Origin of the sequence: Streptomyces sp. NPDC058045, assembly GCF_042885635.1 — a bacterium.
In the GTDB taxonomy this organism is placed as follows: Bacteria; Actinomycetota; Actinomycetes; order Streptomycetales; family Streptomycetaceae; genus Streptomyces.
Map to the genome: position 1 here is coordinate 64,936 of NZ_JBHVRR010000023.1, position 19,948 is coordinate 84,883.

The 19,948-nt window shown below is 72.6% G+C and carries 20 protein-coding genes; 11 read left to right on the forward strand and 9 right to left on the reverse strand.

Annotated features, from left to right (window positions below):
* Positions 1-98 precede the first annotated feature (98 nt).
* The 7 genes from ACFVST_RS16420 to ACFVST_RS16450 all read left to right on the forward strand — a co-directional run bounded on the left by ACFVST_RS16420 (position 99) and on the right by ACFVST_RS16450 (position 7,681).
* The gene (locus ACFVST_RS16420) at positions 99-1,154 is read left to right on the forward strand and encodes a BMP family protein (protein WP_390151579.1); all 1,056 of its coding nucleotides are present in this window, start codon (positions 99-101) and stop codon (positions 1,152-1,154) included.
* 218 nt (positions 1,155-1,372) lie between these two features.
* Complete coding sequence (locus ACFVST_RS16425; RefSeq protein WP_390151582.1) at positions 1,373-2,974, forward strand: ABC transporter ATP-binding protein; 1,602 nt, start codon at positions 1,373-1,375, stop codon at positions 2,972-2,974.
* Positions 2,971-4,107: an ABC transporter permease gene (locus tag ACFVST_RS16430; protein ID WP_390151585.1), complete on the forward strand. Its 1,137-nt coding sequence runs from the start codon at positions 2,971-2,973 to the stop codon at positions 4,105-4,107. Before ACFVST_RS16425 ends, ACFVST_RS16430 begins: the two co-directional genes overlap by 4 nt.
* Positions 4,104-5,366, forward strand: a complete 1,263-nt coding sequence (locus tag ACFVST_RS16435; RefSeq protein ID WP_390151588.1) for an ABC transporter permease — start codon at positions 4,104-4,106, stop codon at positions 5,364-5,366. Before ACFVST_RS16430 ends, ACFVST_RS16435 begins: the two co-directional genes overlap by 4 nt.
* Complete coding sequence (locus tag ACFVST_RS16440; protein WP_390151591.1) at positions 5,363-5,770, forward strand: cytidine deaminase; 408 nt, start codon at positions 5,363-5,365, stop codon at positions 5,768-5,770. Before ACFVST_RS16435 ends, ACFVST_RS16440 begins: the two co-directional genes overlap by 4 nt.
* Before the next feature lie 216 nt (positions 5,771-5,986).
* On the forward strand, positions 5,987-7,273 hold the full coding sequence (locus ACFVST_RS16445) for a thymidine phosphorylase (protein ID WP_390151593.1): 1,287 nt from the start codon (positions 5,987-5,989) through the stop codon (positions 7,271-7,273).
* 21 nt (positions 7,274-7,294) lie between these two features.
* The gene (locus ACFVST_RS16450) at positions 7,295-7,681 is read left to right on the forward strand and encodes an STAS domain-containing protein (protein ID WP_390151595.1); all 387 of its coding nucleotides are present in this window, start codon (positions 7,295-7,297) and stop codon (positions 7,679-7,681) included.
* Here the strand turns inward: ACFVST_RS16450 and ACFVST_RS16455 are convergent.
* Together ACFVST_RS16455 and ACFVST_RS16460 are read right to left on the reverse strand one after the other, a co-directional pair.
* The gene (locus ACFVST_RS16455) at positions 7,574-8,572 is read right to left on the reverse strand and encodes a sigma-70 family RNA polymerase sigma factor (protein ID WP_390151598.1); all 999 of its coding nucleotides are present in this window, start codon (positions 8,570-8,572) and stop codon (positions 7,574-7,576) included. The two genes, ACFVST_RS16450 and ACFVST_RS16455, sit on opposite strands and share 108 nt — an antisense overlap.
* A gap of 271 nt (positions 8,573-8,843) precedes the next feature.
* On the reverse strand, positions 8,844-10,145 hold the full coding sequence (locus ACFVST_RS16460; protein WP_390151601.1) for an MFS transporter: 1,302 nt from the start codon (positions 10,143-10,145) through the stop codon (positions 8,844-8,846).
* A 63-nt stretch (positions 10,146-10,208) separates the two neighbouring features.
* Between ACFVST_RS16460 and ACFVST_RS16465 the strand changes: the two genes are divergently transcribed.
* Positions 10,209-11,186, forward strand: a complete 978-nt coding sequence (locus ACFVST_RS16465; RefSeq protein ID WP_390151603.1) for a LysR substrate-binding domain-containing protein — start codon at positions 10,209-10,211, stop codon at positions 11,184-11,186.
* 67 nt (positions 11,187-11,253) lie between these two features.
* On the opposite strand, the gene ACFVST_RS16470 is transcribed toward ACFVST_RS16465, so the two are convergent.
* A complete protein-coding gene (locus ACFVST_RS16470) occupies positions 11,254-12,039 on the reverse strand; it encodes an alpha/beta hydrolase (protein ID WP_390151606.1) in 786 nt (261 codons plus the stop codon).
* Between the two features lie 187 nt (positions 12,040-12,226).
* Here ACFVST_RS16470 and ACFVST_RS16475 point away from each other — a divergent pair, with 187 nt between their 5' ends.
* Positions 12,227-13,351 carry an adenosine deaminase gene (locus ACFVST_RS16475; protein WP_390151609.1) on the forward strand — a complete coding sequence of 375 codons (1,125 nt, stop codon included), beginning with the start codon at positions 12,227-12,229 and terminating at the stop codon, positions 13,349-13,351.
* A gap of 173 nt (positions 13,352-13,524) precedes the next feature.
* Positions 13,525-13,878 (forward strand): ATP-binding protein, encoded by a 354-nt coding sequence (locus tag ACFVST_RS16480; protein ID WP_390151610.1) that lies wholly within the window; start codon positions 13,525-13,527, stop codon positions 13,876-13,878.
* A 78-nt stretch (positions 13,879-13,956) separates the two neighbouring features.
* On the opposite strand, the gene ACFVST_RS16485 is transcribed toward ACFVST_RS16480, so the two are convergent.
* The 5 genes from ACFVST_RS16485 to afsQ1 all read right to left on the reverse strand — a co-directional run bounded on the left by ACFVST_RS16485 (position 13,957) and on the right by afsQ1 (position 18,017).
* Positions 13,957-14,160: a PspC domain-containing protein gene (locus tag ACFVST_RS16485; protein WP_390151613.1), complete on the reverse strand. Its 204-nt coding sequence runs from the start codon at positions 14,158-14,160 to the stop codon at positions 13,957-13,959.
* A 111-nt stretch (positions 14,161-14,271) separates the two neighbouring features.
* Positions 14,272-14,853, reverse strand: coding sequence for a VanZ family protein (locus ACFVST_RS16490; RefSeq protein ID WP_390151616.1), 582 nt, complete (start codon positions 14,851-14,853; stop codon positions 14,272-14,274).
* A gap of 97 nt (positions 14,854-14,950) precedes the next feature.
* Complete coding sequence (locus ACFVST_RS16495) at positions 14,951-15,517, reverse strand: hypothetical protein (protein WP_390151649.1); 567 nt, start codon at positions 15,515-15,517, stop codon at positions 14,951-14,953.
* A gap of 98 nt (positions 15,518-15,615) precedes the next feature.
* Positions 15,616-17,343 carry an ATP-binding protein gene (locus tag ACFVST_RS16500; RefSeq protein ID WP_390151618.1) on the reverse strand — a complete coding sequence of 576 codons (1,728 nt, stop codon included), beginning with the start codon at positions 17,341-17,343 and terminating at the stop codon, positions 15,616-15,618.
* Complete coding sequence (gene afsQ1, locus ACFVST_RS16505; RefSeq protein WP_289921935.1) at positions 17,340-18,017, reverse strand: two-component system response regulator AfsQ1; 678 nt, start codon at positions 18,015-18,017, stop codon at positions 17,340-17,342. Before afsQ1 ends, ACFVST_RS16500 begins: the two co-directional genes overlap by 4 nt.
* 250 nt (positions 18,018-18,267) lie before the next feature.
* Between afsQ1 and ACFVST_RS16510 the strand changes: the two genes are divergently transcribed.
* Complete coding sequence (locus ACFVST_RS16510) at positions 18,268-19,062, forward strand: SigE family RNA polymerase sigma factor (RefSeq protein ID WP_390151622.1); 795 nt, start codon at positions 18,268-18,270, stop codon at positions 19,060-19,062.
* Between the two features lie 179 nt (positions 19,063-19,241).
* On the opposite strand, the gene ACFVST_RS16515 is transcribed toward ACFVST_RS16510, so the two are convergent.
* Positions 19,242-19,913, reverse strand: coding sequence for an ATP-binding protein (locus tag ACFVST_RS16515; RefSeq protein WP_390151625.1), 672 nt, complete (start codon positions 19,911-19,913; stop codon positions 19,242-19,244).
* Positions 19,914-19,948 lie beyond the last annotated feature (35 nt).

Sequence of the window (19,948 nt, forward strand, 5' to 3'; positions counted from 1 at the left end):
TAACGGAGCGGACAGAAGGGTTTTTCGCTCGGGTCTACGCGCGTTACGCTGCGCGAAATCCAGCGCCACTGGGGCGCTTTCCTTAAGGAGTCCGATCCATGCGCCGGGTGTCCCGAATCGCGGTCGCAGGCTGTGCGACCGCCGCTCTCGCCGTCTCCGTCTCCGCCTGCGGAGGCACCTCGACCGATGCCACGAGCGACGACAGCGGCAAGTCCAAGGGCGTGGCCATCGCCTATGACGTCGGCGGCAAGGGCGACCAGTCCTTCAACGACGCGGCCACCGTCGGTATGGAGAAGGCCGCCAAGGACTTCAAGACCGGCCAGAAGGCGGTCGAGCCCAGCGACGGCGAGTCCGACGCGGACAAGGTCCAGCGCCTCACCGAGCTGGCCAAGCAGGGCTACAACCCGGTGGTCGGCGTCGGATACGCCTACGCGCCCGCCGTCAAGGAGGTCGCCGGGAAGTTCCCGAAGGTCACCTTCGGCATCGTCGACGACGAGACCGTGCAGCTCAAGAACGTCGCCGACCTGGTCTTCCACGAGGAGCAGGCCTCCTACCTGGCCGGTGTCACCGCCGCCATGAGCACCAAGTCGAAGACGGTCGGCTTTGTCGGTGGTGTCGACGTGCCGCTGATCCACAAGTTCGAGGCCGGCTTCGTCCAGGGCGTCCACGACACCGACCCGAAGGTCAAGGTCAAGTCCCAGTACCTGACGCAGAAGGCCGAGGACGGCGGCTTCTCCAGCCCCGACAAGGGCAAGGACGCCGCGCAGGGCCAGATCGACGGCGGCGCCGACGTGGTGTACGCCGCGGCGGGCCTCTCCGGTCAGGGCGTCATCGAGGCCGCCTCCGCCAAGAAGGTGTGGGCGATCGGCGTCGACTCCGACCAGTACAAGCAGGACGCGCTGGCCAAGTACAAGGAGTCCATCCTCACCTCGGCCACCAAGGACGTGGCGGGCGCGGTGTACAACCTGGCGAAGTCGGTGCACGACGGCAAGCCGGCGACCGGTGTGGTCCGCGCCGACCTCAAGACCGGCGGTGTCGGACTGGCCGACTCCAACCCGGAGTTCAAGAACAACACCAAGCTCCAGGCCGCGCTGAAGAAGGCCGCCGAGGGCATCGCGGACGGCTCCATCAAGGTCAAGACCACCACCTCCTGACCTGAGCCTTCCGGCGGCGCAGCAGCACCGTGCCGCGAACCGCCGTACGGGGTGCGAGGAGCAGACGTCCTCGCGCCCCGTACGCGCGGCGGGTCACCCAGTCCCTTCGTCGACGCAGGGGCGCCGCGTGCGCCGGAGGCCCCTTTCCCCGAGGAGAGTGCGCCATCGACGCCTCCAGCAGCCCTCAGGACACTCCGGACACCCCGGACACCCCGGACGTGCAGCCCCCCGCGGCCGTGGAACTCGCCGGTATCACCAAGCGGTTCCCCGGAGTCGTCGCCAACCACGACATCCACCTCACCGTGCACCGGGGCACCGTCCACGCCCTCGTCGGGGAGAACGGCGCCGGCAAATCCACCCTGATGAAGATCCTCTACGGGATGCAGAAGCCGGACGAGGGCACCATCGCCGTGGACGGCACCCGGGTCACCTTCGGCAGCCCCGCCGACGCCATCGCCCGCGGGATCGGCATGGTGCACCAGCACTTCATGCTCGCCGACAACCTCACCGTCCTGGAGAACACCGTGCTCGGCAGCGAGAAGCTGCACGGCATCGGCCAGGGCGCCCGCCGCGCGATACGCGAGCTGTCCGACCGCTACGGCCTCGGCATCCGCCCCGACGCCCTGGTCGAGGACCTCGGGGTCGCCGACCGGCAGCGGGTGGAGATCCTCAAGGTCCTCTACCGCGGCGCCCGCACCCTCATCCTGGACGAGCCCACCGCGGTCCTGGTGCCGCAGGAGGTGGACGCGCTCTTCGAGAACCTCCGCGAGCTGAAGGCCGAGGGCCTCAGCGTCATCTTCATCTCGCACAAGCTCGGCGAGGTGCTCTCCGTCGCCGACGACATCACGGTCATCCGCCGCGGCACCACCGTCGGCACCGCCACCCCCGCCGAGACCACCCCACGCCAGCTCGCCGAACTCATGGTGGGCAGCGAACTGCCCACCCCGGAGACCTGCGAGTCCACCGTCACCGACCGGCCCGTGATCGAGGTGGACGCGCTGCGGCTCACCGCGGACGGCGGGCGGGCGCTGCTGGACGACATCTCCTTCACCATCCACGAGGGCGAGGTCCTGGGCCTCGCCGGCGTCGAGGGCAACGGGCAGACCGAGCTGATCGACGCCCTCATCGGCCTCCACGGCGCCGAGTCCGGCAGCATCCGGATGGGCGGCGAGGACATCACCCAGTGGGCCACCCGCCGCCGCCGCGAGCAGGGCATCGGGTACATCCCCGAGGACCGCCACCGCCACGGCCTGCTGCTGGACGCCCCGCTGTGGGAGAACCGCATCCTCGGCCATGTCACCGAGCGGCCCAACAGCCGCGGCTTCTGGCTCGACCCCAAGGGCGCCCAGGCCGACACCCGCCGCATCGTCGAGGAGTACGACGTACGCACTCCCGGGATCGACGTCACCGCGGGCTCGCTGTCCGGCGGCAATCAGCAGAAGCTCATCGTGGGCCGGGAGATGAGCCACAGCCCGCGCTTCCTGATCGCGGCCCACCCCACCCGGGGTGTGGACGTCGGCGCCCAGGCGCAGATCTGGGACCAGATCCGCGAGGCGCGCCGCGAGGGCCTGGGTGTCCTGCTGATCTCCGCGGACCTGGACGAGCTGATCGGCCTGTCGGACACCCTGCGCGTGATGTACCGCGGCAGGCTCGTCGCGGACGCGGACCCCGCCACCATCACCCCGGAGGAACTGGGCTCCGCCATGACGGGCGCCGCCTCCGGGCACCTGGACTACCCCGAGGAATCCGCAGAAGCCGAACCCGCAGAGACCGAGTCCGCAGCGACCGAGTCCGCAGCGACCGAGGACGAGTCCCGATGAAGAAGTTCGACAAGGAGCGGGTGCTCCTCGCGGTGGCCGGACCGGTCATCGCCCTCGTCGCCGCCGTGGCCCTGACCTCGGTGGTGCTGCTGGCCTCGGGCAAGAGCCCGTTCGAGCCGTACCGGCTGATGTTCCAGCAGGCGACCTACTCCGATGTGCAGGTCCTGATCGTCAACCAGGCCGGGATGTACTACCTGGCGGCGCTCGCGGTGGCCATCGGCTTCCGGATGAACCTGTTCAACATCGGCGTCGACGGGCAGTACCGGCTGGCCGCGATGGTCACCGCCGTCGTCGGCGCCCAGGTGGCGCTGCCCGCGGCGCTGCAACTGCCGCTGCTGATCATCGTCGCCATGCTCACCGGCGCCTTCTGGTCCGGTATCGCCGGCATCCTCAAGACGACCCGCGGGGTCAGCGAGGTGGTGGCGACCATCATGCTGAACTCCATCGCCACCAGCGTCATCGGCTATCTCACCCTCACCGAGAACTTCGGCGTCCCGGTGGGCAACAACCAGACCACCGGCGTGATGCACAAGTCCGGCTGGTTCCCCGGCATCAAGCTCGGCTCCTCCGGCGAGATCTACGGCTTCGTCCTCCTCGCGGTCGTCGCCGGCGTGCTGTACTGGCTGGTCCTCAACCGCACCCGCTTCGGCTTCGACCTGCGGGCCACCGGCGCCTCCGAGACCGCCGCCGCGGCCTCCGGTGTGGACGCCAAGCGCATGGTGCTCACCGCGATGCTGATCTCCGGCGCGGTGGCCGGCCTCGCCGGGATGCCGATCCTGCTGGGCGACTCGCACACCTACAGCCTGAGCTTCCCCACCGGCCTGGGCTTCACCGGCATCACCATCGCCCTGCTGGGCCGCAACAACCCGGTGGGCATCGCCTTCGCCGCCTTCCTCATCGCCTTCCTCGACAAGGCCTCCCCGGCCCTCGACTACGCCCAGCCCGTGGCGTACGACAAGGAGATCGCGGTGATCATGCAGGGCCTGATCGTGATCGCGGTCGTCGTCTCGTACGAGGCGGTCCGGGTCTGGGGCCTGCGTCGCCAGCAGCGCCGGGTCGGCGAGGAACTGGCCGCCGCGGCCGCCACCTCCGCAACCGTCAACGACTCCGTCAAGGAGGTGGCTGCCCGATGAGCACGGCAACCGTCGCCAAGCCGTCGGCGCAGCAGCCCGCGAAGGGCCGCCGCCGACTCTCCCTCCCGGTCCTGCTGCTGATCATCGCCGGGGTCCTGATACTCACCTCGGTGGTCCGGCTGATCACCGGCGCCGACGGCATCACCTCCACCGGCCAGATGTCCACCGCGCTCCGGCTCGCCGTACCGATCGGCCTCGCCGGTCTCGGCGGCCTCTGGTCGGAGCGGGCCGGTGTGGTCAACATCGGCCTCGAAGGCATGTTGATCCTCGGCACCTGGTTCGGTGCCTGGGCCGGTTTCCAGTGGGGCCCGTGGGTGGGGCTGCTCTTCGGCATCGTGGGCGGCGCGCTCGGCGGCCTGCTGCACGCGGTCGTCACCGTCACCTTCAACGTCAACCACATCGTGTCCGGTGTCGCGCTCAACATCCTCGCGCTGGGCGCCACCCGCTATCTGTCGACCTTCGCCTTCGAAGGCAAGCAGGGCGGCACCTCCAAGCAGTCCCCGCCGGTGGAGTCCCTCGGCAGCTTCTCCGTGCCGGGCCTGTCGGGCTGGCTGGAGACCCTCAACCACAAGGGCTGGTTCCTGGTCTCCGACATCGCCGGGCTCGCCGGCGGCCTGGTGTCGGACCTGTCGCCGGTCACCGTGATCGCGGTGGCGCTGGTGCCGGCGAGCTGGTGGCTGCTGTGGCGCACCCCGTTCGGGCTGCGGCTGCGGTCCTGCGGTGAGAGCCCCGTCGCCGCGGAGTCCCTCGGTGTCAACGTCTACAAGTACAAGTACCTGGCGGTCGTCATCTCCGGTGGGCTCGCCGGGCTCGGCGGGGCGTTCCTGTCGCTGGTCGCGTCCAACATCTACCTGGAGGGCCAGACCGGCGGGCGCGGCTATATCGGCCTCGCCGCGATGATCTTCGGTAACTGGATGCCGGGCGGACTCGCCCTCGGCGCCGGCCTGTTCGGCTACACCGACAGCCTCAAGCTCCGCGGCGGCGGCACCAATGTGCACGCCCTGCTGCTGCTCCTCGTCCTCATCCTGGTGGCCGGCGTCATCTACCTGGTGTGGCGCAAGCGCATCCTCCCCGCACTGCTCACCGCCGCCGTCTCGGCCCTCATCCTGGTCTGGTACCTCGCCACCAACGAGGTTCCCAACCAGGTCGTGACCGCCACCCCCTACGTGGTGACGCTGCTGGTGCTGTCGCTGTCCGCGCAGCGGCTGCGGATGCCCAAGGCCGACGGGAAGCCGTACCGGAAGGGGCAAGGCGGATGACCGCGGACGCCGGGGCCGGGAACGTCGACTGGGAGGCGCTGCGGGCCGCCGCCCGGGAGGCCATGGGCCGTGCCTACGCGCCGTACTCGGGCTACCCGGTCGGGGCCGCGGCCCTCGTCGACGACGGGCGGCTGGTCACCGGCTGCAATGTGGAGAACGCCTCCTACGGGGTGGGCCTGTGCGCCGAGTGCGGGCTGGTCTCCCAGTTGCGGGAGACCGGCGGCGGCCGCCTCACCCACTTCACCTGTGTCGACGGCCACGGCGAGATCCTGGTGCCGTGCGGCCGCTGCCGCCAGTTGCTGTACGAGTTCGGCGGGCCCGAGCTGGTACTCCAGACCCCGGCCGGACTGCTGCCGCTCGCCGAGATGCTGCCCCAGGCCTTCGGCCCGGAGTATCTGGCGTAGGGCCTGTCCGGCGGATCTTCAGTACGAGGGCGATCCGGGCGCACGCCGAGAGCACGCACCATGGGGGCACCTCCCAGCCGCCAGGCTGGGGGCCGCGGGCTGATCCACGAAGATCGGGGAGACACCCCCTAGGGCCGCGGCCCGTCGCGGCCAACCGCTCAACTCCCCTCGCCGGCCCGGCCGGTGGACCGTTTCCCGAGGAGCACGAGGAGTCCGATGGACGTCATCTCCGTCATCCGCACCAAGCGCGACCGCGGTCGCCTCACCGACGAGCAGATCGACTGGGTCATCGACGCCTACACCCGGGGTGAGGTCGCCGACGAGCAGATGTCGGCGCTCGCCATGGCGATCCTGCTGAACGGCATGGACCGCCGGGAGATCGCCCGCTGGACCGCCGCGATGATCAACTCCGGTGAGCGGATGGACTTCTCCGCGCTCAGCCGGCCCACCGCCGACAAGCACTCCACCGGCGGCGTCGGCGACAAGATCACCCTGCCGCTGGCGCCGCTCGTCGCCGCCTGCGGCGCCGCCGTACCGCAGCTCTCCGGCCGCGGCCTCGGCCACACCGGCGGCACCCTCGACAAGCTGGAGTCCATTCCCGGCTGGCGGGCCCTGCTCACCAACGAGGAGATGCTCGCCGTACTCGACGGCACCGGCTCGGTGATCTGCGCCGCCGGCGACGGCCTCGCCCCCGCCGACCGCAAGCTGTACGCACTGCGCGATGTCACCGGCACCGTGGAGGCCATCCCGCTGATCGCCTCCTCCATCATGTCGAAGAAGATCGCGGAGGGCACCGGCTCCCTCGTCCTCGATGTGAAGGTCGGCACCGGCGCCTTTATGAAGTCCCTTGACGACGCACGGGAGTTGGCGGAGACCATGGTCGGCCTCGGCACCGACCACGGCGTCCGCACCGTGGCCCTCCTCACCGATATGTCCACCCCCCTGGGCCGCACCGCGGGCAACGCACTGGAGGTCCGGGAGTCCGTCGAGGTACTGGCCGGCGGCGGCCCCGCCGATGTGGTGGAACTGACCCTCGCCCTGGCCCGGGAGATGCTGGACGCGGCCGGACTGCCCGACGCCGACCCGGCCGAGGCGCTCGCCGACGGCTCCGCGATGGACGTCTGGCGCCGCATGATCACCGCCCAGGGCGGCGACCCCGACGCCCCCCTCCCCGTCTCCCGCGAACAGCACCACATCCCCGCCCCCGCCACCGGGGTGCTGACCCGGCTGGACGCCTACGACATCGGGGTGGCCGCCTGGCGGCTGGGCGCGGGGCGCGCCCGCAAGGAGGACCCGGTGCAGGCGGCGGCCGGAGTGGAACTCCACGCCAAGCCCGGCGACCACGTCACCCAGGGCGAGCCCCTCCTCACCCTCCACACCGACACCCCCGACCGCTTCCCCTACGCCCTCGAATCCCTCACCTCCGCCTACGACATCGCCCCCCTCGACACCCCCTTCACCGCCGCCCCGATCGTCCGCGAACGCATCGCCCCCGCTACCTGAGCAGGTGACCCGGCGCTCCCGATGAGTTGGGGCTTCCGCTGCCGTCTACCGGAGGTGGAGCGTAGGAGCAGGGGCGTGCTGGTGCTGCCCGCTGAGGCTGGGCAGGGGGAGGTGCGGCGGTTGTGCGCGGAGGCGCGGGTGCGGCTTTCGGTGAGCGGCTGCCGGGTGCTGGTGTGCGATGCGGCGGCGCTCAGCGGGCGCAGCTTCGCCTCGGTGGAGCTGCTGGCCAGGCTGGAGTTGGCGGCGCGGCGGGCCGGGGGGCGGATCAGGGTGCGCGGCCCGTCCCCCGGGCTGCGGGCGCTACTCGATCTTGCCGCCCTCGGCGTCGAGGTGGAGGGGCAGATCGAAGAGGGGGAACCAACGGGCCGTGTCGAGGAAGGAGTTGATCCCGGTGATACGGCCGGCTGAGATCTCGATGACCATGATCGCCCAGGCGTCGTAGCCGCCGCCGGACGGGCTGGGGTGGTAGTGCGCGAACGCGGGGGAGCCGTTGGCCGCGGTGGGCAGCAGCCGGGAGCCGCGGCAGACCGAGCCGCGGCCCTCCATCCAGGCCACGATCTCGTCCTGGCCGCGCAGCCACAGGTCGAAAGGGGGCATGGAGAGCACCGCGTCCTCGTGCAGTACGGCCGTCAGCTCCTTCATGTCGTAGCCCTCGAAGGCGCGGACATACCGCTCCAGGAGCTGCTGCTGCTCCTCGTCCAGGGGGGCCGCCGGGTCGCTGTCCTTGATCTCGTCGGCGGCGAGGGTGGCGCGGGCGCGCTGGAGGGCGCTGTTGACCGAGGCGACGCTGGTGTCGAGCAGCTCGGCGACCTCGGCGGCCCGCCAGCCCAGCACCTCCCGCAGGATCAGCACCGACCGCTGCTTCGCCGGGAGGTGCTGGAGCGCGGCGACGAAGGCGAGCCGGACGGATTCCCTGGCCACCGCGGTCTCCGCGGGGTCGGATGTGGTGGGCAGCACCCGGGCGTCCGGCACCGGCTCCAGCCAGGTCGGCTCGGAGCGCTCGGCGAGGACGCCGGTGGCCGCGGACTGGGGCTCGGTGAGGTCCATGGGGCGGGCGCGGCGGCTGCCCGCCTTGAGCATGTCCAGGCAGACGTTGTGCGCGATGCGGTAGAGCCAGGAGCGCAGCGAGGAGCGGCCCTCGAAGCGGTCGTAGCCGCGCCAGGCGCGTACCAGGGTGTCCTGGACCGCGTCCTCGGCCTCGAAGGAGGAGCCGAGCATCCGGTAGCAGTACCCGGTGAGCTCGGTGCGGTGTGCTTCGAGCCGTGTGTCCAGGTCCGTCGTCGTGGTCGTGTCACTCATCGCGGGCCCACCCCTGTGGCTTGTCGTACGGGAGCGTCGTCCGTGTCCGTCTGCATCCGTCTGCCGCTCGTACGGAGTTGCTCTGTGTGGTTTCGGAAGCTACCGGACGCCACTGACAACGGGCCCGGACCGGGTGATGTCCCGGTACGGGCGGGCACGTTGGGGTATGTGCCGCCGGCCCTCTTCCCGATGGTGGCGCGGCGCCCCGCCACCCGCGACCCGGCGGTACACGGGGTGACGGGGCGCTGCGCGGGGTGGCCGGAGGCGGGTCTCAGGCGCGGCGGGCGGCCCGGGTGCCGAGCAGGGTGAGCGCGACCACGCCCGCCACCGCGCACAGCCCGAGCCCGACGGTGCCGCCCCAGCCGCTCGCGTGGAAGGCGACCGCGCCGAGTGCGCTGCCCGCGCTGGAGCCGATGTAGTAGGCGGACTGGTACAGCGCGGAGGCCTGGGCGCGGCCGTGGGTGGCGGTGCGGCTGACGGAGGAGGACGCCACCGCGTGCCCGGCGAAGAAGCCCGCGGTGATCAGTACCAGTCCCAGCAGGACCAGCGGGAGCGCGGCGGAGAGGGAGACCAGCAGGCCCGCGGTGGTGGTGCCACCCGCGAGGTAGAGCGCGCCGCGGCGGCCGAGGCGCCGCACCAGCCGGCCGGCGGCCGCGGAGGATGCGGTGCCCACCAGGTAGATCGCGAAGATGGAACCGATGACGCCCTGCGGGAGGGAGAACGGGGCCTCGGTGAGCCGGTAGCCGATCACCGTGTAGACCCCGCCGAAGACCGTCATGAACAGCGCGCCGATCGCGTACAGCCGGCGCAGCAGCGGGTCGGCGAGGTGGCCGCCGACGGTGCGGGCCAGGGCGCGCGGCCGCAGCGAGCCGGGGGTGAAGTGCCGGGGCGCGGGCGCCAGCGCGCGGAAGGCGAGGGCGCATCCCACCGCGATCACACCGATGGCGCCGACGGCGATCCGCCAGCCCCACAACTGCGCCAGCCAGCCGGTGATGATGCGGCCGCTCATCCCGCCGACGCTGTTGCCGGCCACGAACAGGCCGATCGCCCCGACCAGCGCCCTGGGCCTGACCTCCTCCGCCAGATACGCCATCGCGGAGGCGGGCAGCCCGGCGAGTGCGGCGCCCTGTACGGCGCGCAGCGCGATCAGGGTGCCGATGCCGGGGGCGAACGGCACCGCCAGTCCGACGAGTACCGCGACGGCCAGGGAGGCGGTCATCACGGTGCGCCGCCCGTACCGCTCGGAGAGGGTGCTCAGCGGGAGGACGCAGAGGGCGAGCGCGCCGGTGGCCGCCGAGACGGTCCAACTGGCCGTGGAGGCACTGGCGTTGAGGTCGGCGGAGATCAGGGGGAGCAGGGCCTGCGTGGAGTAGAGGAGAGCGAAGGTGGCCACTCCGGCGAGGAAGAGGGCGAGGCTCATCCGGCGGTAGCCGGGGCCGCCCGGGGTGAGCCGGGTGTCCTGCTCGTCCGCGGCGGCCGGGGTGCCGGCGGGGGGCGCGGGGGTGGTGGTGACCGGTGCGGCGGGGGCGGCGGCGACCGCGGTGGCGGGCGCCCCGGTACTGGCGGCAGGCATGTGCAGAAGCTAGGCCCACCCGCACTCATGCGTCCAATGCATGAAAACGCCATAATCGTTCCCATGGTGCATCAGAAGAGGTCAGCGGCGCGACTGTCGTCCGCCGGTGACACCGAAGAGGGCGGCGGGCGGCGGCGGCCAGAGGACGTGGTGGCGGTGCTGGCGCCGCGGCTGGCGCAGTTCGCCGGGGTGGCCCGTACCGAGCATGTGACGCGGGCCGCACAGGAGTTGGGGGTGCCGCAGTCCACGCTGTCCCGGGCGCTGGTGCGGCTGGAGGCCGATCTGGGGGTGGAGTTGTTCGCGCGCCGCGGCCGCACCCTGGCGCTCACCCCGGCCGGGCGTGCCTTCCTCGGTTCCGTGGAGCGGGCGCTGGCCGAGGTGGGCCGGGCCGCGGAGGCGGTGCGCGCGGACGCCGACCCGGCCGTCGGCAAGGTCGCCTTCGGCTTCCTGCACACCATGGGTTCGGAGACGGTGCCCGGCCTGCTGCGCGCCTTCCGCGCCGACCATCCCGGCATCCGCTTCAGCCTGGTGCAGAACCACGGCGAGGCCATGCTGGAGCGGCTGCGGGCCGGCGAGCTCGACCTCTGTCTGACCGCGCCGGTGCCGGACGCCCCGGACCTGGTGGCGCGGCGCCTGGACGAGCAGCGGCTGCGGCTGGTGGTGCCCGAGGACCACCGGCTGTCGGGGCGGCGCCGGGTGCGGCTGGCGGAGGCCGCCGAGGAGGTCTTTGTGACGCTGGAGCCGGGCTACGGGCTGCGCCGGATCACCGACGACCTGTGCCGGCAGGCCGGATTCCGGCCACGGGTCGCCTTCGAGGGGGAGGAGGCGGAGACGCTGCGGGGGCTGGTGGCGGCCGGTCTCGGGGTGGCGCTGCTGCCGCCGCCCGCGGTGGCCAGGCCCGGGGTGGTGGAGCTGTCGGTGACGGCGCCGCGGGCGGTCCGGGAGATCGGGGTGGCCTGGCTGGAGGGGCGGCACGACACCCCGCCCGTCGCCGCCTTCAAGTCCTTCCTCCTCTCCCGCCGCGGCCACCTCCTGCCATGAAGCCGGCGCCTGCCGGTCTCGGAGCGGGAGCGGCCCGGGGAGTGGCCCGGGAATCGGCCCGGGGGGATCAGCCGGCCCCGCCCGCCCACCTCCCCGCCGTCCCGCGGGTGCTGCCGTAGCCCGCGGCCAGCGGCATCCGCAGGCCCAGCGGCGGGGGTGCCGCCATGGCGTCCTGGAGGGGGCGTGGCATGGGGTGGCCGAAGAGCGTGCCGAGGACGAAGTCGACGGCCAGCAGGGCGACTTCGGCACGGTACTGGCGCAGCCCGTGCCCGTCCGCGTGCACCTCGAAGCGGCACACCCCGCGGTTGGCCTTCTTGGCCCGCTCCGCCAGCCGGAACGACGACTCCGGGTCGCTGCGCGTGTCGTTGGTGCCGTGCACGATCAGCACCTGCCGCCCGGCGAGCTGCCGTACCGGCTCGGGCGGCGCCGCCGTCCCCTCGTCCGGTAACCGGGGGGCGAGCGCCAGCACCGAGTCGACGGCCTCATGGCCCGCGGCGCGCAGGGCCGCCCGGCCGCCCGTCCCGGTCCCGGCCAGACACACCGGTACGTCGCCGTAGCGGCGCACCACCTCGTCCGCGGCCCATTCGGCGTCCTCGGCCGGGCCGGCCTGGGCGCCGTTCCAGCCGCGGGTCCGGTAGCGCACCAGATGCACGGCGAGGCCCTCGGCCCGCCCGGCCCGCGCCAGCCGCCGGGCCAGCGGGCGCAGCGCGGCCTCGGCCAGCGGTGACGGCCCGCGCGCCGACTGCTCGGTGCCGGACGGCAGCAGCAGTACCGCACCGCCCACCCCGGCCTCCGGCGGGGCGACCGCTCTGCCCAGTCGTGCCACACGCTCCCGCGTCCCTCGCTGTGCCATGACGGAACACTGTCAGAAGCAGCGGCGCACGTGACCGGTACACGAGATCACTGTTACGCAAACCCCGTGCGGCGAGGGCGAGTTGGGGCTTTCGCCGCCCACGGGGCGCAGTCACCGTTGGATATCGGTGCGGAGCGGGCCGGTCCGCGGGGAAGCGATCTACGCGCGTAGGCGCTACAGTGCGCAGATGACGAGCCAGTCCATCCAGAACGCTGTGACGCCCGGCCCGGAACAGATCCGCCGGGCCCCGAAGGTCCTGCTCCACGACCACCTCGACGGCGGGCTGCGCCCCGGCACCGTCGTCGACCTGGCCCGCGCCGCCGGCTACGACGCACTGCCGGAGACGGACCCCGACAAGCTCGGCCTGTGGTTCCGCGAGGCCGCCGACTCCGGTTCCCTGGAGCGGTATCTGGAGACCTTCGCGCACACCTGCGCCGTCATGCAGAGCGCCGAGGCGCTGACCCGGGTCGCCGCCGAGTGCGCCGAGGACCTCGCCCAGGACGGCGTCGTCTACGCCGAGGTCCGCTACGCGCCCGAGCAGCACCTGGAGGGCGGGCTCACCCTGGAGCAGGTCGTGGAGGCCGTCAACGCGGGCTTCCGGGAGGGTGAGCGGCGGGCCAGGGAGGACGGCCACCGCATCCGGATCGGCGCCCTGCTGACCGCGATGCGGCACGCCGCCCGCGCCCTGGAGATCGCCGAACTCGCCAACGCCTACCGGGACTCGGGCGTCGTCGGCTTCGACATCGCGGGCGCCGAGGCCGGCCACCCGCCCACCCGGCACCTGGACGCCTTCGAGTATCTGAAGCGGGAGAACAACCACTTCACCATCCACGCCGGGGAGGCCTTCGGGCTGCCGTCGATCTGGCAGGCGCTCCAGTGGTGCGGCGCGGACCGCCTCGGCCACGGGGTGCGCATCATCGACGACATCGAGACCGCCGAGGACGGCACCGTCACCCTGGGCCGCCTCGCCGCCTACGTCCGCGACAAGCGCGTACCGCTGGAACTCTGCCCCACCTCCAACCTCCAGACGGGCGCGGCCAGTTCCTATGCGGAGCACCCCATCGGACTGCTGCGGAAGCTGCACTTCCGGGCGACCGTCAACACCGACAACCGGCTGATGAGCGGCACCAGTATGAGCCGCGAATTCGAGCACCTGGTCGGCACGTTCGGCTACACGCTCGACGACATGCAGTGGTTCACCGTCAATGCGATGAAATCAGCATTCATTCCTTTCGATGAACGACTGGCCATGATCAACGACGTGATCAAGCCCGGATACGCCGAGCTGAAATCCGAATGGCTGTTCCGTTAGGCCGCGTTGACCAGCCGTTACGCCGCACACGACGGCTGGTATTCGTACGCGGGTGCGGCATGGCAACGGCCGGGAGTCCCGAATTCCCGGCCGTTTCGCTGTTTGCCACGCGGAATGCTCTCTCGATACGTTTTTGAACCGCTCAAGTCCCCGTTCACAAGGACGCATTGACAATGAAGCAGTCCACCGCCAGGACCCTCGGTGTCGCCGCTCTCGGTGCCGCTTTCGCCGCCGCCGGAGCCGGTGCCGCCCACGCGGCCACCCCCGACGCCGCCGGCGCGCTCGGCACCGTCGGCAAGACCCTGCCCGTCTCGTCCCCGGAGACGCTGACGCAGGGCGCGGGCGCGGTCACCAACACGCTGTCCAGCGCCACCCCCGCCGTGCAGCAGGCGACCGGCCAGCTCCAGGGCCAGGCGAGCGGCCTCCTCGGCGGCCTCCCGGTCAACGGCCTCGCCACCAACTCGCTGCCCACCAGCGGCCTTCCGCTGGGCGCGCTGCCCCTCGGCGGTCTCCCGCTGGGCGGCTGACGCCCGGCCCACCGCAGCCCCGCGGGGGCGTACCGACTCCGGTCGGTACGCCCCCGCGGGTGTGTCAGCGGCCCGTGGTCACCAGCCCTGGCGGGCCGACTCCTCGCTCGGCAGCAGGATCCACAGCGCCAGATACACCAGGAACTGCGGGCCCGGCAGCAGACACGACAGCACGAAGATCAACCGCATCGTGCCGTTGGAGGTGCCGAAGCGCCGGGCCAGCGCCGCGCACACACCGCCGAGCATCCGTCCGTCGGCGGGGCGGGCAAGGGGGGCGGTCATGATGGCTCCTTCACACATTTCGGTCGTCGTCCCGGGGCCGTCGCGCACCGGCTCCGGCGGCCACGAGATCCTCGCGGCGTCGCCCCGGCGCACTGCCCGACACCCTCCACGCTACGGGCGGGACAGCGGTGAGGCGTCGCTCCACGGGGCGATCCCGACCCTGGGAATCGTCGGGGTCGACCCCTGGCCCGCCTCCGTACGCCCCGCCGCGCGCCGCCCCGCACCGGTGGCCCGGCGCCGCAGTCTGGCCCGCGCCGCGGGCACCACCAGCAGATGCACCAGGGCCGCACCCAGCGAGTTCAGCAGTACCGCGTCCACATCCGCGACCCGGCCCGGCACCCCGGTCTGGAGCAGTTCGATCCCCAGCGAGATCAGCGCGGTCGCCGCCACCGTACGGGTCAGCGACACCAGCGGGGACACCACGAGCCGGCCGCCCGCCAGCGGCAGCAGCGCCCCGAGCGGCGCCAGCAGCAGCAGTGCCGAGCCGAGGCGCAGCACCGCGTGCCAGGGGCCGAGCGCCAGATCGGCGCGGATCCCGGCGAACGGATGGACGTTGGGCGGGCTCACCCACGGCACGTCCAGCGGGCGCAGCGCAAGCCAGGCGACCAGCAGAAGATGCGCGGTGAGGAGGATGCCTCCGGCCGCCCGCAGGCGTGGATCGGAGGAGTCGGCATAGGGGCCTTGACGCTGCACGATCCCCAAGACGCCAGGTCCCGCGCCTGCGGTTCCCCCTCGGCGCGGACCGTACCCGAGGGGACGGCGTGATGTGCGGCACGGACGGTGGGACGGCCTAGAAGGTGACCTTGGTGCTGGGTGGGGCGGTGGAGCCGGGGCGGGAGCGGAGTTCGGCGGGGCAGGAGTAGCGGCGCAGCGGTTCCTCGCCGGGGCCGCCCAGCACCACCCCGCCCTTCCCATCCGAGGCGGCCGACCCGGCCAGCGTGCACACCAACTGCGCCAGCGCGTACGAGCCGAGGTCCTCCGGCGGGGTGGCCAGCCGCAGCGCCTCGGCCGGGTCGCCGCCGCGCGGCCCCGTCACCGAGATCCCGTCCGGTACGTCGGTGGTGTATCCGGCCCGGCGCTCCTGGACGGGCGGCCGGGCGGCCAGTTCGGCGAGCAGGGCGCGGGCCACCGGCAGCGCGGCGTCGGAGTCGGGCCCGGTGAGCGGCACCGTGCGGTCCACCGTCACCAGTTGCGAGGTGCACACCAGGAAGAGCCGCTCCGGCACACCGCCGCTGCGGGGCTGCACCTGCGGCCCGGACAGGGCGCAGGAGGCGCGGGACGGCGCCGGGCCGAAGTCGGTGGGCACCTCGGTGGAGCGGATACCGCAGCCCGCCAGCAGCGCCGGAAGCAGCAGCAGCGCCCCCGCGGCGGCCCGGCGGCGAGCAGTGCGCGAGCGGTACGGGCGTGGGGCGCCGGGTACCGCGGATCGGGCCGCCACGCGTTTCGTCTCGCCGTTCACCGGCCGGCCCCTTCCGCGTCCGAGCCGCCGTCCCGGTCGCCCCCGGCGCTCACGCCGCCGGCTCCGGGATCGTCGTCGGGGGCTTCGGCCTCGCGCGGGTCGTCCGGGTCGGCGGTGTCGCGGGGCAGGCGGAGGGTGAAGACGGCGCCGCCCTCTGGGGAGTTGGCGGCACTGATCGCACCGCGGTGGATGCGGGCGTTCTCCATGGCGATGGACAGCCCGAGTCCGCTGCCGTCGGAACGCGGGCGGGACGCGCTCGCCTTGTAGAAGCGGTCGAAGACATGCGGCAGGACCTCCTCCGGGATGCCCGGCCCGTGGTCCCGTACCGCGATGACGATGTCGCCCGCGTCCCCGCTGCCGCCCGGCCCCGCCGTACCGGGGGCGGGGGCCGTGCTGACCGAGACGCGGACCGGGGAGCCGCCGTGCTTGAGGGCGTTGCCGATGAGGTTGGCGAGGATCACATCGAGGCGGCGCGGGTCGAGCCGGGCGATCAGGCCGCGCTCCGCGTTGAGCTCCACCGCGTCCAGCCAGGCCCTGGCGTCGATACAGGCGGTGATCTGGTCGGCCACATCCACGTCGTCCAGGACGAGGCGGGCGGTGCCCGCGTCGAAGCGGGTGACCTCCATCAGGTTCTCCACCAGGTCGTTCAGCCGCCGGGTCTCGCTCACCACCAGCCGTACCGCGGGCTCGATCATCGGGTCGATACCGCCGGTCTCGGCGTCCAGCTCCTCCTCCAGCACCTCGGTGACGGCGGTGATCGCGGTGAGCGGGGTGCGCAGCTCATGCGACATGTCGGCGACGAAGCGGCGCGAGGCCTGCTCCCGCGCACTCATGTCGTCGACCCGCTTCTCCAGGGACTCCGCGGCCCGGTTGAACGTCCGTGACAGCTCGGCCAGTTCATCGGTGCCGGAGACCCGCAGCCGGGTGTCGAGCTTGCCTTCGCCGAGCCGCCGCGCCGCCACCCCCAGCCGGTGCACCGGCTTCAGTACGGTCGTCGCCGCGGCCTGCGCCAGCAGCGCCGAACCGATCAGGGCCAGCGCGGTGGCGATCCCCAGCGACCAGGCCAGCGAGCCCAGGTCCTTGGCCTCCGGCTCCAGCGACTTCAGCATGTAGCCGGTCGGCCCGTCCCCGCTCATCCGCGCCCCGCCCACCAGATACGGCGTGCCGTGGTCGCTGATCCGCTGCCAGTACAGGTGGTAGACGCCGGCGCCCTTGCCGCCCGGCTGCTTCTTCGCGACCGCCTTGCGCAGCGCCCGCGGAACGTCCTGGAGGGTGAAGGCGTCCAGGTCGGAGGTGCCGGCCACCGGTTCGCCGTGGTCGTTGACGGAGATCAGCAGCACCGTGAAGTGCTGGCCCGTGCTGGCCATCTGCCGTGCGCTGTGCTCCAGTTCGTCCTGCGTGGGATGCGGCGGCAGCACCCCGGCGTGGGTCTGGAGCTCCTGCTCGAAGTCGTTGAGCGCGGCGTCCTGCGCGCGGGTCAGCACCGCCTCGCGGTTCAGCCAGTACGCGATGCCGGAGGCGGAGACCGCGGCGGTGAGCGCGACCAGGCCGAAGACCACCACCAGCCGCAGCCGCAGACTGGTGCTGCGCCGGCGCCGCCGCGCCCGTGCCTCGGCGCGTATCTCCTCGCGCCTGCCCGCCTTCTCCGGTGCGGGTCCGGGGGCGTCGGGGGCGGGGTCCGGGTCGGCGGGGCGGCCGGGGGTCTCGTCCAGCGAATCCGTCACTGAGGGGTGTCCAGCCGGTATCCGACTCCGCGCACCGTGCGGATCAGGGTCGGCGAGGACGGCACGTCCTCCACCTTGGCGCGCAGCCGCTGCACACAGGCGTCGACCAGCCGGGAATCGCCCAGGTAGTCGTGCTCCCACACCAGGCGCAGCAACTGCTGGCGGGAGAGCGCCTGCCCCGGCCGCCGGCTCAGCTCCAGCAGCAGCCGCAGCTCGGTCGGCGTGAGCTGGAGGTCCTCGCCGTTCTTGGTGACGGTCATCGCGGCCCGGTCGATGACCAGGCTGCCGAACGACGCCGAGTCATTGGCCTCGCGTTCCCCGCGGCGCAGCACCGCCCGGATCCGGGCGTCCAGCACCCGGCCCTGGACAGGCTTCACCACATAGTCGTCGGCACCGGACTCCAGACCCACGACCACGTCGATGTCGTCGCTGCGCGCGGTGAGCAGGATGATCGGCAACTGGTCGGTGCGGCGGATCCGGCGGCACACCTCGAAGCCGTCGATCCCGGGCAGCATCACGTCCAGCACGATCAGGTCCGGCCGCTGCTCGCGCAGCAGCTTCAGACCGTCCTCACCGGTGGCAGCGGTCGCCACCCGGTGGCCCTGCCGCGTCAGCGACAGCTCCAGGGCCGTACGGATGGCGTCGTCGTCCTCGATCAGCAACAGGGAAGGCACGAGTCACATTCTGGCCCATGGTGCCGCCATGTATCGACCTCCCCTCCACAACCTCCGCCTTGGCACCCCGGCATCCCCCCACAAACCCGCGCCCCCGGCGGACCCGTCCCGGGGCCTGCGGTGGGCGCCACGACGGGCCCGGGGACCCCTGTGACAGGCCTGTGACAGTCGGCAGACAACCCGATGAAGTGGCCCGTGCAGAGTTCTGTCCACAGCACGGAACCGGAACTCCAACGACGGGGGGCGCGAGATGAGCACGCTGCACAGCACCACCACGAGCGCAGTGGTCACGCGCCTGCACGACGCCGCTCAGCGGAGCTCCGGCAAGTACGAGAAGTCCGGTGCTGATCGGGGTACCTCCCTGCTCGAACGGAGCCGAGAGCTCGGGGGAGGGCGGGGGTGCGCTCGCGGCACCGGGCGTCAGCACGCCGGGTACATGACGGTGGTCGACGCGCACCAGGGGGAGGCTCACGGGGGAGCCGTGTACGGCCCGGGGGAGCGTTCCGGGGGCGGGACGGCGGACGCCGAAGCGGCGTTCACCGCCTACGTCCGGGAGCGCCGGTCCTCCCTGTACGCCACCGCCTACCACCTCACCGGGGACCGCTACGAGGCGGAGGACCTCCTCCAGAGCGCCCTCTTCTCCACGTACCGGGCCTGGGACCGGATCAGTGACAAGGCGGCCGTCGGCGGCTATCTGCGCCGCACCATGACCAATCTGCACATCAGCGCCTGGCGGCGGCGCAAGCTCAACGAGTACCCGACCGAGGAACTGCCGGAGACCGCCGGTGACACGGACGCGATGCGCGGCACCGAGCTGCGCGCCGTGCTGTGGCAGGCGCTCGCCCGGCTGCCCGAACTCCAGCGCACCATGCTGGTCCTGCGCTACTACGAGGGCCGCACGGACCCGGAGATCGCGGACATCCTCGACATCAGCGTGGGCACGGTGAAGTCCAGCATCTGGCGCTCGCTGCGCCGGCTGCGCGAGGACGAGGTCCTCAGCTTCGGCCGTGACCAGGAGGAGTCCTTCGGCGAACTGGTCGCCTGAGGATTACGGGCCCGCAGGGGGAGAGCACGGGGGAAAGGGCCCGGCAGTACGGGGGAACGGGGGAACACGGGGGGACGCGGCTCACGGGGGAGAAGCCGAAGCCGCGGACGAAGAAGCAGGACCGGAGGGACGGGGGGTCCATCCGGTCCTGCTTCGCTGTTGTGCCGTGCCTTCCGGCCTCAGCCCGCGGCGGGGGTGTGGTCGCGGTCGGGCCGGGCGGCGGCGGGTCCGGTACCGGGGCGGTGGGACTCGGCGGCCGCGGTCAGCCGGGACAGCGCCTCGTCCCGGGTGCACGGGTGGGCGCCCAACTCCGCCTGGTGCGCGACGATCTGGCGCTCGGCCCGCATCAGCCACCAGCCCCGACGCAGCAGGAACGGCACCGGCTTGCGGCTCTCCCGCAGATCGCGCAGCAGCCTGCGGCGGAAGGTGGTCGACGGCCGGCCGCGCAGGCACAGCGCGTCCGCCAGCAGCCCCGCCGCGCGGCAGCGCGCCACGATCTCCGCGGCGAAGATGCCCTCCGCGATGAAGAGCGGCGCCCCCTCGACGTCCAGCGTCCGCTCACCGGTGCGGGCGCTGCGCGAGATGTCGTACACCGGCACCGTGGCGCGGCCCTGGTGGCAGAGTGCGGTGACGGTGGCGAGCGCGGCCTCGGCGTCCCAGGCGGCGGGTGCGTCCCAGTCGGTGTCCGAAGTGCCCGGCACCAGCGGCAGCGTGGGGTCGTCGCCCTCCTTGTAGAAGTCGTCCAGGGCGAGGACGGGCAGACCGCTGCGGGTGGCGAAGGAGGACTTGCCGGTGCCGGACGGCCCGCACAGCAGCACGACCCGGGTGGGTATCGGGGGATGCGAAGTCACGAGATACCAGTGTGCGGCATCCGGGCCGCCCGGCC

Coding starts and splice junctions, on each gene's coding strand:
- ACFVST_RS16470 (WP_390151606.1), bottom strand. CDS start 12,039: ATGGCACAGCGAGGGACGCGGGAGCGTGTGGCACGACTGGGCAGAGCG.
- ACFVST_RS16420 (WP_390151579.1), top strand. CDS start 99: ATGCGCCGGGTGTCCCGAATCGCGGTCGCAGGCTGTGCGACCGCCGCT.
- ACFVST_RS16435 (WP_390151588.1), top strand. CDS start 4,104: ATGAGCACGGCAACCGTCGCCAAGCCGTCGGCGCAGCAGCCCGCGAAG.
- ACFVST_RS16510 (WP_390151622.1), top strand. CDS start 18,268: ATGAGCACGCTGCACAGCACCACCACGAGCGCAGTGGTCACGCGCCTG.
- ACFVST_RS16460 (WP_390151601.1), bottom strand. CDS start 10,145: ATGCCTGCCGCCAGTACCGGGGCGCCCGCCACCGCGGTCGCCGCCGCC.
- ACFVST_RS16475 (WP_390151609.1), top strand. CDS start 12,227: ATGACGAGCCAGTCCATCCAGAACGCTGTGACGCCCGGCCCGGAACAG.
- ACFVST_RS16450 (WP_390151595.1), top strand. CDS start 7,295: ATGAGTTGGGGCTTCCGCTGCCGTCTACCGGAGGTGGAGCGTAGGAGC.
- ACFVST_RS16455 (WP_390151598.1), bottom strand. CDS start 8,572: ATGAGTGACACGACCACGACGACGGACCTGGACACACGGCTCGAAGCA.
- ACFVST_RS16440 (WP_390151591.1), top strand. CDS start 5,363: ATGACCGCGGACGCCGGGGCCGGGAACGTCGACTGGGAGGCGCTGCGG.
- ACFVST_RS16430 (WP_390151585.1), top strand. CDS start 2,971: ATGAAGAAGTTCGACAAGGAGCGGGTGCTCCTCGCGGTGGCCGGACCG.
- ACFVST_RS16445 (WP_390151593.1), top strand. CDS start 5,987: ATGGACGTCATCTCCGTCATCCGCACCAAGCGCGACCGCGGTCGCCTC.
- ACFVST_RS16480 (WP_390151610.1), top strand. CDS start 13,525: ATGAAGCAGTCCACCGCCAGGACCCTCGGTGTCGCCGCTCTCGGTGCC.
- ACFVST_RS16465 (WP_390151603.1), top strand. CDS start 10,209: ATGGTGCATCAGAAGAGGTCAGCGGCGCGACTGTCGTCCGCCGGTGAC.
- ACFVST_RS16485 (WP_390151613.1), bottom strand. CDS start 14,160: ATGACCGCCCCCCTTGCCCGCCCCGCCGACGGACGGATGCTCGGCGGT.